General features: G+C 58.9%; 13 protein-coding genes and 4 pseudogenes. 7 read left to right on the forward strand and 10 right to left on the reverse strand.

The window, feature by feature from the left end; genetic code table 11:
• The first annotated feature begins 39 nt into the window (after window positions 1-39).
• The 3 genes from AC731_RS19750 (at window position 40) to AC731_RS20395 (ending at window position 2,211) form a co-directional block, all read left to right on the forward strand.
• Window positions 40-729 (forward strand): hypothetical protein, encoded by a 690-nt coding sequence (locus tag AC731_RS19750; protein ID WP_156480636.1) that lies wholly within the window; start codon window positions 40-42, stop codon window positions 727-729.
• A gap of 270 nt (window positions 730-999) precedes the next feature.
• A complete protein-coding gene (locus AC731_RS19755; protein WP_156480637.1) occupies window positions 1,000-1,506 on the forward strand; it encodes a hypothetical protein in 507 nt (168 codons plus the stop codon).
• Window positions 1,507-1,650: 144 nt separating this feature from the next.
• Window positions 1,651-2,211 carry a DUF6988 family protein gene (locus AC731_RS20395; protein WP_418081716.1) on the forward strand — a complete coding sequence of 187 codons (561 nt, stop codon included), beginning with the start codon at window positions 1,651-1,653 and terminating at the stop codon, window positions 2,209-2,211.
• 263 nt (window positions 2,212-2,474) lie between these two features.
• On the opposite strand, the gene ampC is transcribed toward AC731_RS20395, so the two are convergent.
• From ampC to AC731_RS03605, 4 genes and pseudogenes are all read right to left on the reverse strand, one after another.
• Window positions 2,475-3,638 (reverse strand): class C beta-lactamase, encoded by a 1,164-nt coding sequence (gene ampC / locus AC731_RS03590; protein ID WP_048709300.1) that lies wholly within the window; start codon window positions 3,636-3,638, stop codon window positions 2,475-2,477.
• 217 nt (window positions 3,639-3,855) lie between these two features.
• Window positions 3,856-4,095 (reverse strand): type II toxin-antitoxin system RelE/ParE family toxin, encoded by a 240-nt coding sequence (locus AC731_RS03595; RefSeq protein ID WP_237266598.1) that lies wholly within the window; start codon window positions 4,093-4,095, stop codon window positions 3,856-3,858.
• A 41-nt stretch (window positions 4,096-4,136) separates the two neighbouring features.
• Window positions 4,137-4,415 carry a hypothetical protein gene (locus AC731_RS03600; protein WP_011342941.1) on the reverse strand — a complete coding sequence of 93 codons (279 nt, stop codon included), beginning with the start codon at window positions 4,413-4,415 and terminating at the stop codon, window positions 4,137-4,139.
• 288 nt (window positions 4,416-4,703) lie between these two features.
• Window positions 4,704-5,075, reverse strand: a pseudogene (locus AC731_RS03605) (dihydropteroate synthase); the annotation flags it as partial.
• A 101-nt stretch (window positions 5,076-5,176) separates the two neighbouring features.
• On the opposite strand from AC731_RS03605, the pseudogene intI1 reads away from it, so the two are divergent.
• The 3 genes and pseudogenes from intI1 to AC731_RS03615 all read left to right on the forward strand — a co-directional run.
• Window positions 5,177-5,476, forward strand: a pseudogene (gene intI1 / locus AC731_RS20200) (class 1 integron integrase IntI1); the annotation flags it as partial.
• Window positions 5,477-5,830: pseudogene (locus AC731_RS20010) on the forward strand (TCP-1/cpn60 chaperonin family protein); the annotation flags it as partial.
• Between the two features lie 226 nt (window positions 5,831-6,056).
• Window positions 6,057-7,589, forward strand: a complete 1,533-nt coding sequence (locus AC731_RS03615) for an IS91-like element ISCR3 family transposase (protein WP_001747814.1) — start codon at window positions 6,057-6,059, stop codon at window positions 7,587-7,589.
• Between the two features lie 91 nt (window positions 7,590-7,680).
• On the opposite strand, the gene AC731_RS19420 is transcribed toward AC731_RS03615, so the two are convergent.
• Window positions 7,681-8,403 carry a LysR family transcriptional regulator gene (locus AC731_RS19420; protein ID WP_223151157.1) on the reverse strand — a complete coding sequence of 241 codons (723 nt, stop codon included), beginning with the start codon at window positions 8,401-8,403 and terminating at the stop codon, window positions 7,681-7,683.
• Between the two features lie 89 nt (window positions 8,404-8,492).
• On the reverse strand, window positions 8,493-9,668 hold the full coding sequence (gene tet(G) / locus AC731_RS03625) for a tetracycline efflux MFS transporter Tet(G) (RefSeq protein WP_001257840.1): 1,176 nt from the start codon (window positions 9,666-9,668) through the stop codon (window positions 8,493-8,495).
• A 103-nt stretch (window positions 9,669-9,771) separates the two neighbouring features.
• Here tet(G) and tetR(G) point away from each other — a divergent pair, with 103 nt between their 5' ends.
• Window positions 9,772-10,398: a tetracycline resistance transcriptional repressor TetR(G) gene (gene tetR(G) / locus AC731_RS03630; protein WP_000163574.1), complete on the forward strand. Its 627-nt coding sequence runs from the start codon at window positions 9,772-9,774 to the stop codon at window positions 10,396-10,398.
• Here tetR(G) and AC731_RS20105 read toward each other — a convergent pair.
• From AC731_RS20105 to AC731_RS19425, 4 genes and pseudogenes are all read right to left on the reverse strand, one after another.
• Window positions 10,395-10,511: pseudogene (locus tag AC731_RS20105) on the reverse strand (DUF3363 domain-containing protein); the annotation flags it as partial. The gene tetR(G) and the pseudogene AC731_RS20105 overlap by 4 nt on opposite strands.
• A 93-nt stretch (window positions 10,512-10,604) precedes the next feature.
• Window positions 10,605-11,819: a chloramphenicol/florfenicol efflux MFS transporter FloR2 gene (locus AC731_RS03640; protein WP_000214125.1), complete on the reverse strand. Its 1,215-nt coding sequence runs from the start codon at window positions 11,817-11,819 to the stop codon at window positions 10,605-10,607.
• 216 nt (window positions 11,820-12,035) lie between these two features.
• The gene (folP, locus tag AC731_RS03645; protein WP_000259026.1) at window positions 12,036-13,007 is read right to left on the reverse strand and encodes a dihydropteroate synthase; all 972 of its coding nucleotides are present in this window, start codon (window positions 13,005-13,007) and stop codon (window positions 12,036-12,038) included.
• On the reverse strand, window positions 13,001-13,348 hold the full coding sequence (locus AC731_RS19425; protein ID WP_000679427.1) for a quaternary ammonium compound efflux SMR transporter QacE delta 1: 348 nt from the start codon (window positions 13,346-13,348) through the stop codon (window positions 13,001-13,003). Before AC731_RS19425 ends, folP begins: the two co-directional genes overlap by 7 nt.
• Window positions 13,349-13,477 lie beyond the last annotated feature (129 nt).

Here is a 13,477-nt window from a genome sequence, read left to right on the forward strand (position 1 = left end):
CCGCGCGCCCCGCCGCTGAACCAGAGCGTTAGATTTTCTATGCACATACCCCCATCTCACGTCTTCGAAGCACTCTCGGAAAAGGGTGTCACCGAACTGCATCACGCCAACAGCGTTGCAACCGCCTGTCAGTTCATACGGGCGGGATCACTACTTTCTAGAGGCTCTGTGGAGCGGCTTGGCGTTGCGCAAACTCCTCAGGCATCTGACGAAGCGGATCGGCGATACAGTATCTGGTTCGATGTCTTTCTAGATTCTGTCGATATTCACAGGCGCGCCAGTCGCGCAAACGTCTACGGCCCCGTAATGTTTGTTTTTGACATTAACATCATCAACGCAAACGGAACTGGAAGGATTTGGCTTACAAAACTGAACCCCACTAAATGGGCCGGCAAGCCGGACAGCCAACGCTGGTTCCAAGATAGGAACGACCTTGAACGGAACTTTGTTAAAGGGCGTTTCGATCAGATGCTCGTCTTGCGCCATTGCGGTGGGGCACTGCCATTTGGAAGGCACCTCAAAAAGATCATCCTCGACGACCCTAAGCACCAAACGGACCACGATGTTGATCTCTACAGCATGGCAGTTGGAGCTCTTCGTTTGGCGATGCAGGACGCCAAGATCGACGTTCCTATAGTTCGGCGGACATGTACTGAAGGGTGTACCTGCGAACAGGACTGGGCAGCAGACGCTGAGAAACTATTTCAGATGTTCGACCCGAAAATCTAACCCTGCCGTCCACACAGACCTTACGTGTAGAGCAGCGCTAGGCCGGTTACCTCCACGTTTGAACGACAGCTTTCCCTTAAGCTCATAGGCAGCAACGGGTCGGGTCGAGACGGACGGGGGCCGTCGGCCTTGTGCCGCATCACTGGCGGAGGTCTCAGTCCGGCCCGGAGCCGACGGTGAGCGTTGGCGCCCGTAAGCGGACATCCACGATCCGCATACGGTATGCTTCTCGCGTTAGGCCCAAAGAATAAACGCCTTGGAGGAATAGATATGCCGCTACCACTTATTCCGATAATCGCCGCGCTCGCTGCTGGCGGCACACTCGTCCCACATGCCGCTGGCGGCATGATCGTCACTTCGGCAACTGGGTATGTCGCTGGTACGTATCTGAGCACCGCAGCTATCGGAAGCATTCTTGCCGCTGGCTCTACCGCACTTGGAGCCGGTGCCTTATATCTTTCCGGCGTCGCGGGTAGCGTTATCGGTAGTGCGGGAATATTTGGAACAACTGTCGGGGCAACTGGAGTCACTGGTGCACTGATGTCCGCCGGTATCATTTCTTCCACCCCCATCTGGGTTCCCATCGCTGTCGGCGGTGCGGCAATTGGTGGGGCGGTAGGGCTCGGCTATGGTGGCTATCGGCTATTCAAGCTGAAGAAGAAGATCGCTAGCACTGCAAATAGTGAGGAAGCCCAGTTCACAGAAACCGATGCGAAAATCGTTGAGCAGGTTATCAAACGTCTGAGTAACCAAGAGAAGCCGAACGATAAATCCTGAAGAGCGCTTGCAGCGGACCGTCACAATGCTGCGCATTGCGCCGTCCGCTGAAGGCTGTCCTTAGGCTTTCGTAGGAGTGCCGCCATCAACGAACTGCTTACTAAATCCGCAGCACTTGAACAGTCGTTGTCGGAGTTTCTTGCTTTGCCACTGTATGACACCTCTGATCGACTGAGGGCAAGCAAAATCGTTTGCAGTATTGCGTTCGAGCATGCTGAAAGCGCGAAACTCTTAGTTGCAACTGGAAACTACACGTCCGCTGTTAGTCTAGTTCGCCTTCAATATGAAGCGTTGGTACGTGCAATGTGGCTATTGTACGCGGCATCAGACGATGCCGTGTCGAAGCTCATGAGCGAACTGTGCGCGGAGTCGGCTCAGAAGGCCAACTCCATTCCGATGCTCACCGAGATGTTGGAGAAGCTTCAGGGTAAGGCGCCCTCTGAGGCCCTCGAAATGCTGCGAGAATTCAAGGAGTATTCTTGGAAACCTCTAAGCTCCTTTGTTCACGGTGGAATTCATGCAATTTCACGGCACAGTAAGGGGTATCCAAAGCCTTTGCTTATCCAGTTGCTGAAAATATCTAATGGCGTATCTGCAATGGCTGGCATGTTGCTCGTTATCTTGAGTGGCGATGCTCGGCAACAGGGCAAAATTCCGGCAATCCAGCGCGCGTTCTCAGAATGCCTGCCAGAACCGAAAGTCTAGTCTTATCCACGTGCCGTTGGAACACTACGTAAGTGGACAGCCCACTGGCGGCGCTGCGCACCGCCAGTGGCGTCCGCCCGAGCCTTCACCGCTACGGCTACCGATTAGCCCCACGTTGAATGGCAGGTCCCCTCAAGGCTCAGTGACCGCATTGGGTCGGCTGCACTCGATGGCGTCCGGCAGCTTTCGGGATGCGAAACTTGAGCGGCCGGTTTCCGGCGCCGAACTAAGAAGGTTGCTCGTCGCGTCCCGACCCAAAGCTGTCATTGTTTCCCGGTTAGATTGCTATAAATTTTGTGGGCAATTTCTACCCGTTCAGCATTGGGGTAGTTTTTATTGGCCAGCAACACAACCCCGAAGCGCTTTTCAGGCACAAACGCAACATAAGCACCGAAGCCGTTGGTAGCACCAGTCTTGTTAACCCACACATTGCTGTTAGGTGTGGCTGCAGGAACCTTAGCGCTTACTGGGGTTGGATTCAGGATAAGTTTGGGAGCATTGCCTTCTTGCAGCATAGGCAAGTCAACAGGCATTGCATACTCCTCCCAGATGAGGTCTTGAGTCATCTGGCCTACGCTGAAATAGCTCTTGCGGGTATTGTTTAAAGCCGATTGCAGCATGCTATCCAAGGGCAACATGCCCATGTTGGCCTTCACAAAGGTGATCAGGTCAGTAGCCGTGGTTTTGATGCCGTAGGCTTCACTGTCCAACATGCCTGGATTGACACGCACAGGCTTCTTATCGTTGTTGTAGCCCCAAGCGTAGCTGGACATCTTCTGTGCAGGGATGCTCAGATAAGTGCTAGTCAAACCGAGGGGCTGGAAAATGGTTTGAGTCATGGCGGTGCTGAAATCTTGCCCCAAACTTTTCGCCGTTATCCACCCTAAAGCACCGATGCTTGGGTTTGCATAAGTACGCATCGTGCCGGTTTTGTACGCAGGCTTCCAGGTGCGGAGGTATTCCAGAAGCTGCTCCCGAGTTTGGACTTCATCAGGCACCTGCAGAGGAATGCCGCCAACGGTGTGCGTTCCAAGATGGAAAAGCTGCAAGTTACCGAAGTCCGTACCAGACAACTCAGGCAAATACTTTGCTGCTGTATCGGTCAGTTTCAGCTTCCCAGTGGCTTCTGCGTGCGTCGCCAGTGTGGCTGTGAAGGTCTTACTGATAGAGCCAATCTCAAAAATCGTCTCGTCAGTTACCGGTGTTTGTTTCTCAACATCTGACACGCCATAGTTTAAGACATAAGTCTTGTCCCCCAATACCAATGCCACAGCCATACCAGGAATCTGGTTCTTTTCCATGGCAGGCAGCACGGCTGCAGAGATGGCTTTCATTGCTTCAGCACTGGAAATTTCAGCAGCATTGACAGCCGAGCCAAGACCAAAGACAGCGGCTGTCAGAAGTACAGTAAACAGACGGTTTTTCAATTTTTACCTTACGGGTGAAGGAGGAAAGCCAACGCTGGCACTTGCGATGCAACTGAGTGCTGTAGCGCTACGAGCTGGGGATTCTAAAAAATTTGATAGCAAATTGGCTCGGCATCGCGGAGCGATGAGTGACTGCTTCTGGCCGCCTGCCGCCGACCGCGGTCTGGCTCGAAAGCGGCCTGTCAACGCGCCGTTTCATCGTTGCCATGATCGTTTCTTAATCGCGCACAGGCGGCCACAGGCGGGCAGTATGAACCAGCGTCAGTATCCACACCGTTTCGCCGTCGATCTGATACACCAGGCGATAGCTTTCGTGCGGGATCAACTCGCGGGTCCCGGGAATCTTTCCCGGCTTGCCCAGCATGGGGTGCTGGATCAAGCGGGCGGCCGCGTCGCTGAAAATCTCATCCATCCGGGCCGCCGCGCGCGAATTGTCGGCTGCGATGTAGTCCCACACATCGGCACGGTCTTGCTGCGCTTCGGGCGTCCAAACAACCCTCACGCCTGGCTCGCCACACTGGCACGCCGTGCGGCGAATTCGGCCTCAACTTCATCGTTCGACCGCCCCAATCCAGCGCGCATCGAAGCCCGGCCGGCTTCGACCTTGCGGCGCAGGAACTCGTCGTACTCGCGCGACTCGCGCTGGCGCTGAACGAACTCGCGCATCAGCTCGCGCAGCACTTGCGACGCCGGGCGATGGGCCGCCTCGGCTTCGGCCATAAACTCGGCGCGCAACTCAGGCTCCAGCTTCATCGTGAAAACGGCTTGTTTTGACATGATCGGGGCCTCCTGCCACTTGATACTAACAAAGTATATACGCCGTCATTACTAAGCGCTATTCACAGAACGCTGCAAGGCGGGCGTGCGCTAGGCCAAGGCCTGTCGGAAAACATTTGTTTTTCGACAGGCCTTCAACGGTCCTCTGCTGTCATTTTCAGAAGACGACTGCACCAGTTGATTGGGCGTAATGGCTGTTGTGCAGCCAGCTCCTGACAGTTCAATATCAGAAGTGATCTGCACCAATCTCGACTATGCTCAATACTCGTGTGCACCAAAGCGAGGTGAGCATGGCGACGGAGCAATATCGGGATAGAGCGCAGGGTCAGGAAATCCTTGGATATCGTTCAGGTAGCCCACGCCGCGCTTGAGCGCATAGCGCTGGGTTTCCGGTTGGAAGCTGTCGATTGAAACACGGTGCATCTGATCGGACAGGGCGTCTAAGAGCGGCGCAATACGTCTGATCTCATCGGCCGGCGATACAGGCCTCGCGTCCGGATGGCTGGCGGCCGGTCCGACATCCACGACGTCTGATCCGACTCGCAGCATTTCGATCGCCGCGGTGACAGCGCCGGCGGGGTCTAGCCGCCGGCTCTCATCGAAGAAGGAGTCCTCGGTGAGATTCAGAATGCCGAACACCGTCACCCTGCTGCGTAACATCGTTGCTGCTCCATAACATCAAACATCGACCCACGGCGTAACGCGCTTGCTGCTTGGATGCCCGAGGCATAGACTGTACAAAAAAACAGTCATAACAAGCCATGAAAACCGCCACTGCGCCGTTACCACCGCTGCGTTCGGTCAAGGTTCTGGACCAGTTGCGTGAGCGCATACGCTACTTGCATTACAGCTTACCAACCGAACAGGCTTATGTCCACTGGGTTCGTGCCTTCATCCGTTTCCACGGTGTGCGTCACCCGGCAACCTTGGGCAGCAGCGAAGTCGAGGCATTTCTGTCCTGGCTGGCGAACGAGCGCAAGGTTTCGGTCTCCACGCATCGTCAGGCATTGGCGGCCTTGCTGTTCTTCTACGGCAAGGTGCTGTGCACGGATCTGCCCTGGCAGGGCATCAACGAAGACCAGAACCTGGGCATCGCCATCACCCGCCGTGCGCTGGAAGCCCCGCTGCGCGCCATCGTGGCCAACGCCGGTGAAGAACCGAGCGTGATCGTGGCCAACGTCAAGGCCGGCGAAGGCAGCTACGGCTACAACGCCGCCACCGGCGAGTTCGGCGACATGATCGCCATGGGCATCCTGGACCCGACCAAGGTGACCCGCTCGGCCCTGCAGCACGCCGCTTCCGTCGCCGGCCTTGCGATCACGACCGAAGTGGTCGTGGCCGAAGTGCCGAAGAAGGAAGAGCCGGCCATGCCGGGTGCTGGCGGTATGGGCGGCATGGGCGGCATGGATTTCTGATCCGGTTGGCCCGGTCGTCAGGGAACCGGACCGCGCCAGCGCGGTCCGATCCCGGCAACGACCCGACATCAAGGCCCCAAGGACGGGGCCGGAGCCCGGCAGCGATGCCGGGCTTTTTGTTGTGCCCGCGCCGCGGCAATGTCTGACGCGAAGATCAGAACGCACCGATACGAACGTGCGAACACAGGCGCAACACTGAGCAGCCGTCCCCGCACCGGAGCGCTGCGTGCCGCGCCTCGCCACATCCCGGCGGCAAGCCGCGGGATGCGCGCCACTGCCGTCCGCCCACACCGGTTCGCGGTACGCGCGCCACGCGCCCGAGCGCACGCTGCTGTACGCGTTGGTAGAGGCGCACTACCCGGACTTCATTGCACGGATCGAAGCGGAGGGCCGCTCGCTGCCCGGGTATGTCCGCGAGGCGTTCGATGCCTACCTGCGTTGCGGCGTACTCGAGCACGGCTTCCTGCGGGTGGTGTGCGAGCACTGCCGTGCAGAGAGGCTGGTGGCCTTCTCCTGCAAGAAGCGCGGGTTCTGCCCGAGTTGCGGCGCGCGACGCATGGCCGAGAGTGCGCGGCACCTGGTCGAGGAGGTGTTCGGCCCGCGGCCTGTGCGGCAATGGGTGCTGAGCTTTCCGTACCCCTTGCGTTTCCTGTTCGCCAGCAAGCCAGAAGCCATTGGCCCGGTGCTGGGCATCGTGCAGCGCGTGATCGCCGGCTGGTTGGCCGATCAAGCCGGCATCGACCGCGCCAGCGCCCAGTGCGGCGCGGTGACGCTGATCCAGCGTTTCGGCAGCGCGCTGAACCTGAACATCCACTTCCACATGCTGTGGCTCGACGGCGTGTACGTGGAAGCCACCGAGCTGCCGCGGCGCGAACTGCGCCTGCACCGCGCCCGTGCGCCCACCACCGCGCAGTTGACCCAGCTGGCAGCTACCATCGCGCACCGGGTGTGTCGGCACCTGACGCGCAAAGGCTGGCTCGAAGGGGAGGGCGAATCGGCCTTCCTGGCAGACAGCGCTGCAGGCGACGACAGCATGGATGGGCTGCGGATGAGTTCGATCACCTACCGCATCGCCACCGGCCGCGACGCTGGCTGCAAGGTCGTCACGCTGCAAACGCTGCCCGGTGACGCCGGTTCGCTGGAGGGCGAAGCCGGCAAGGTCGGCGGCTTCTCACTGCATGCCGGCGTGGCGGCCGAAGCACACGAAAGCCACAAGCTGGAAAAGCTGTGCCGCTACATCACGCGCCCGGCGATCAGCGAGAAGCGGCTGTCGATAGCGCTCCAGGGCAGGGTGCGTTACCAGCTCAAGACCCCGTGGCGCAATGGCACCACGCATGTGGAATGGGATCCGGTGGATTTCATCGCCAAGCTGGCGGCGCTGGTCCCGCCACCTCGCGCGCATCTCACCCGCTTCCACGGCGTATTCGCCCCGAATGCAAACCTGCGTGCGCAGCTGACGCCCTCGGGGCGCGGCAAGCGGCCTGCGGGCGATGCGGCGCCAGTGGACGTCAGCGCCCACGACGCGCCGCGCAGCCCCGAGGAGAAGCGCCGTGCGATGAGCTGGGCGCAACGGCTCAAGCGGGTCTTTTCCATCGACGTCACCGCCTGCGTCCACTGCGGTGGCACCGTGCGGATCGTCGCCAGCATCGAGGAACCCACCGCCATCCGCGCCATCCTCGCCCACTTCGAGAAGCACGGCGCGCGGGAAGAAGCGCACTACAGGCCCGCAGCGCGCGCGCCGCCAGTGCAAGCCGCGTGACGATCTGCCGGCTGCACAGCCGACGGCGAAACCGGAATCCGAGCCGATGCGGCCACGATCCGCAGGGCGGCGCTCGGCCCGCTGTCGGGAATCAGCGAAGCATGGCTGCTGACAACGCCGCTGCGTGGCCCCGCGATGCCGAAATCCCACTCACAGACGTCCGATCCGTGCCCAAAACGGGGCTTGCGCGACCGCCGCCTACCCAGCAGACTGCCCGAAAAGGGCGTTTGAACTTCCTATACGCAAGGAACGTCTCGCCTGCCAAATCGGGCCATGTGACGGCTGACCGCTTGGCGAGCGGATGCCGTTCCGGTAGCACCGCCAAGAGCGGTTCGGTCCATGTGCGACGGGAATGGCAGTCGGGTGGTTGGGGCGTGCCCGCGACGAACGCCACGTCCAACCTGCCGGCGCGAAGCTGCACCACCGCTTCACGGGCCGGGCCTTCGGCGATCTCGACTTCAACATCGGGGTAATCCTTGCGGTATTGGCCGATCAGCTTTGCGAGGAAGCTATGCGGAATCAGGGCATGGATACCGATACGAAGCCGGCCGCTTTCTCCGGCTGCCGCCATGCCGGCGGTTTTCACCGCATGGTCGAGTTGGTCAATACCTACGGCTATCCGCTCGACGAAATGGCGTCCGGCCTCGGTCAGCCGAACGCCGCGCGCATGACGCTCGAACAAGAGGATGCCGAGGTCTTCTTCCAGTGCCTTCACGCGGGCGCTGACGCTGGACTGTGCAACGCCGAGCGCGTTGGCGGCGTGACGGAAGTTGAGATATTCGGCGACAGCGAGAGTGTGAACTAAGGTCATCATTGGCACTCGCCCCGAAAGGAGATGATTGCTCAACAGATTTAATCCGTCATTTCTCCTAAGTCTACGCATGCCAAATCGCCATGACTAAATCACAATGAAGTTGCGAATGGTCTGCGTAGTATTGGCAGACATATTAAATAGAGGATCGCGCCGACAATCCAAACCCAACCGTTCCATGCCCCGGCGGTGGCAGAATAGAGTGCTGTGAAGCCAAGCGGTCCTGCGATAGAGCTTAGATTGGTGAGGCTCGTTAGCGTTCCTTGCAAAGCCCCTTGCTTGTTACTGCTGACATTGTTTGAGAGCATTGCCTGCAAGGCCGGCATGCCAACACCCCCGGCGGCAAGCAGCAACAGAATCGGGAACACCATCCATCCCTGCGTGGCAAAAGCCAGAAGAACGAAGCCAGTCGCATCCGCAGCCATGCCAAACAGCAGCGTGCGCCGCTCTCCAAGCCGGCTTGAAAGCGGGCCGGTAACAAACGCTTGGAAGATCGCATGTGTTGCCCCAAACGCCGCGAGCGACAAACCAACGGTCGCGGTGTTCCACTGAAAACGGTCCTCGCCATATATGACCCATAGGGCTGCAGGCACTTGGCCGATCAGTTGAATAATGAAGAAAACTGCGAAAAGCGCACCTAGCCCGCGCAATGCATCATCCAGCCGTAACAGAACGAATGGTTTGATGCGAACCGGCTTTCCGGTCCCGCCATGGCTGTGATGAGTCTCCTTGAGGAAAATGCAGGCAAGCAGGAACGCGAACCCGTTGAGAAGGGCGGCGGCGATAAACGGGGCATGAGCAGAGATACCACCGAGCATGCCACCAAGTGCTGGCCCGGCAATCATGCCCGCCCCATAACAGGCCCCCATGTAGCCGAACCAGCGTGCGCGAGAACCTTCCCCCGTCGAATCGGCAATGGTTGAGGCTGCTACAGCTCCGGTTGCGCCCGTGACGCCGGACACGAGTCGGCCGATATAGAGCACCCATAAGACCGGCGCTGATGCCATAATCGTGTAATCGACTGCGGCTCCTGCAAGAGAAGCCAGAAGTACCGGACGCCGACCGTAAGAATCCGAAAGCTGTCCAAGCATGGGCGCGAAGACGACCTGCATCAATGCATAGAGCGACAGCAAGGCACCATAGTGTCCAGCGACCTGCTCTGCTGGCACAAGCTCACGCAGAAGCGTCGGAAGGACGGGCATGATGAGGCCGAGACCCATGGCGTCAAGACCCACGATCAGCAGGGCAATGATGGCAGAGCTGCGCACCTGAAACTCCAGCGCCGCTCAATGGAGCGACTTTATCAACGATAAGGAGATGGAAATATAACTTATCGGTGATAAATTGTCAAGCACTGGCGAAGGAACGTGAATGACCAAACTGGACAAGGGCACCGTGATCGCGGCGGCGCTAGAGCTGTTGAACGAGGTTGGCATGGACAGCCTGACGACGCGGAAGCTCGCTGAACGCCTCAAGGTTCAGCAGCCTGCGCTTTACTGGCATTTCCAGAACAAGCGAGCGCTGCTTGATGCGCTCGCCGAGGCGATGCTGGCGGAACGCCATACCCGCTCGCTACCCGAAGAGAATGAGGACTGGCGGGTGTTCCTGAAAGAGAATGCCCTGAGCTTCAGAACGGCGTTGCTCTCTTATCGGGACGGCGCGCGTATCCATGCCGGCACTCGACCGACAGAACCGAATTTTGGCACCGCCGAGACGCAAATACGCTTTCTCTGCGCGGAGGGCTTTTGTCCGAAGCGCGCCGTTTGGGCGCTCCGGGCGGTCAGTCACTATGTGGTCGGTTCCGTTCTCGAGCAGCAGGCATCTGATGCCGATGAGAGAGTTCCGGACAGGCCAGATGTGTCCGAGCAAGCACCGTCGTCCTTCCTGCACGATCTGTTTCACGAGTTGGAAACAGACGGCATGGATGCTGCGTTCAACTTCGGACTCGACAGCCTCATCGCTGGTTTCGAGCGGCTGCGTTCATCTACAACAGATTAGAGGCTTATGCCCCTTTGCCGCCCCAACTGCCACGACACCGATCCGCTTTGCACGATGCCCATGACCTCACGGCCGAGCTGGCGGTCGATGACCGGCCGCCACGGGACAAGGGAAATGAGCGGTATCTTGCCAGACAGGATACCGCCATTCACGAGGTTTCGAAGATTATTGCGCCGCATCGGAGCGGGCTTGCTTCCAGTCGTCGGCTAGACGACTGGCGACTTCTCGGTGGCAGCATCACGGGATCGAAGGAGCGCCAGCCCCAACGACACCAGCACTGCCATTGCCGTGGCGTAACAAATCACGGGCCACGCTGTATCGCCGTTTAACAGCGTCACCGCCAATGTCCCGACGATACTGACTATCAGGCTTTGGATGCAGAAGTAGAACGCAACCGCTGATCCAGCGATGTCGTCGAACTGCGCAAGTGCGCCGTTGGCGGTAACGGACACCGTGAAGACAATGCCGACCGCGACAACCCACATCGGCAGGATGAAGCTGAAAAATGACGGCGATCCGAAAAGTTGGCCGATCCCCAACAGGATCGCGCCGGAAACGAGCAACGCCATCCCGCGCGCTACGCATCCCGCGATACCCCATTTGGCAACGAAGGACTTTGCGAAGCGGGTTGTCGTGACCATGACCAGCGCGACAGTCGCGAAGGCCAAGCTAAATCCGATCTCGGAATAGCCGGCTTGGCCTATGAGAACACGGGGGGCTGTCGAGAAGAAAACGAAGAATGTGCCCATGCCGGCACTAAATCCGACCGTGTAAACCCAAAAGGCCGGACTCGCGAAGATCGGCAAAACAGATCGTTGCGTTCTGGCCTGATCCAACGGTCGGGTTTCATGCCACCTGAAACTGGCGTTTAAGAGTGCGAGCGAAGCCAGTGCAGCCAGTGTGATGAAGATCGCCTGCCATCCCCAAAACTCGCCGATCAGCGCACCGGCTATAGGGCCGAGCGCAGGCACGAACGCCAGCATCGAACTGAAAAGGCCGTAGATGACGGCACCTTCGGGACGATTGGCATATACGTCGCGCACGGTCGCGAAGGTGGCCACCAGCATGGCCGATGCTCCAACAGCCTGAACCAGACGAAACGCAACAAAGGCTAATGCAGTTGAAGAACAAGCCGCTCCCAGAGACGCAGCAACGAAAGCCGTTGCGCCTACAAGCAGGATCGGCCGTCGCCCGACGCGATCGGAGAGTGGCCCAAAGATCACTTGGCCCACACCGAGCATCACCATGTAGAGGCTCAACGTGAGTTGGATTATGGATGGAGTCGTGTTCAGGACGCCCGGCATCGCCGGAACGACTGGAAGATAAATATCCATCGCCAGCGAGGCGAGGATGTCGAAGGGAGCCATAAGCAGCAAGGCTGCCGGCAGCGTATAGGCCCACGCGGGGCGTGTGGTGGTCATGACGAATCAACCGCTCGATTAAGGATACCGGGCAGCGTCTGCTCGTCAGCAATCAGATGGGATTGGTCTTACAGAGCGCCGCAACAACAATTCTGATGTTGCGGCTTACTTGTCTGCTGACTTGGAATTTCCCATGCTGATGGCTCCACGATTACGAAATTGAATAGCAGCTCTTATCGAATTAGTTGTTGCGTTGCAATGCGGTATCGTTGGCTCCTATAGCCCCAACCCCCGCTGCCGCCCTAACTGCCACGACACCGAACCGCCCTGCATGATACCCGCGACCTCGCGGCCGAGCTGGCGGTCGATGATCGGCCGCCACGGGACAAGGGTGAACTCGTGGCTCTTTTCCACGATGGCGAACTTGCCGCTCGTTAGCTGGACAGTCCCGGTGAACTTGCCGCTGACACTCTCACCATCCTTGGCGGCGCGGAACGGCAGCGCCTTGCCCTCGGCCATCTCCGCACCGGCGCGCGCAACTTCCCGCTCGCGCAGGGTGGCGAGAAGATTGCGCCGGTAGAAGATTCGGCCGTCCCTGTTGCGCGTGGCGTCGCGCTGTTCGATATGATGCTCGCGGCGCTGGTCCATGGCTTCGCGGACCTGTTGCCCGAAGCCGGTCGGCGCAAGGTCGGCCGTTTCGCCATGGACCAATCGCCGGTCCATCCCCGGATCGAGGATGAGCCGGTCGGCAGCGACCCCGCTCCGTCGCAAGGCGGAAACCCGCGCCTCGAAGAACCGCACAATCTCGTCGAGCGCGTCTTCGGGTCGAAGGTGACCGGTGCGGGTGGCGATGCCATCCCGCTGCGCTGAGTGCATAACCACCAGCCTGCAGTCCGCCTCAGCAATATCGGGATAGAGCGCAGGGTCAGGAAATCCTTGGATATCGTTCAGGTAGCCCACGCCGCGCTTGAGCGCATAGCGCTGGGTTTCCGGTTGGAAGCTGTCGATTGAAACACGGTGCATCTGATCGGACAGGGCGTCTAAGAGCGGCGCAATACGTCTGATCTCATCGGCCGGCGATACAGGCCTCGCGTCCGGATGGCTGGCGGCCGGTCCGACATCCACGACGTCTGATCCGACTCGCAGCATTTCGATCGCCGCGGTGACAGCGCCGGCGGGGTCTAGCCGCCGGCTCTCATCGAAGAAGGAGTCCTCGGTGAGATTCAGAATGCCGAACACCGTCACCATGGCGTCGGCCTCCGCAGCGACTTCCACGATGGGGATCGGGCGAGCAAAAAGGCAGCAATTATGAGCCCCATACCTACAAAGCCCCACGCATCAAGCTTTTGCCCATGAAGCAACCAGGCAATGGCTGTAATTATGACGACGCCGAGTCCCGACCAGACTGCATAAGCAACACCGACAGGGATGGATTTCAGAACCAGAGAAAGAAAATAAAATGCGATGCCATAACCGATTATGACAACGGCGGAAGGGGCAAGCTTAGTAAAGCCCTCGCTAGATTTTAATGCGGATGTTGCGATTACTTCGCCAACTATTGCGATAACAAGAAAAAGCCAGCCTTTCATGATATATCTCCCAATTTGTGTAGGGCTTATTATGCACGCTTAAAAATAATAAAAGCAGACTTGACCTGATAGTTTGGCTGTGAGCAATTATGTGCTTAGTGCATCTAACGCCGGAGTTAAGCCGCCGCG

It is taken from the genome of Thauera humireducens (assembly GCF_001051995.2).
GTDB lineage: Bacteria > Pseudomonadota > Gammaproteobacteria > Burkholderiales > Rhodocyclaceae > Thauera > Thauera humireducens.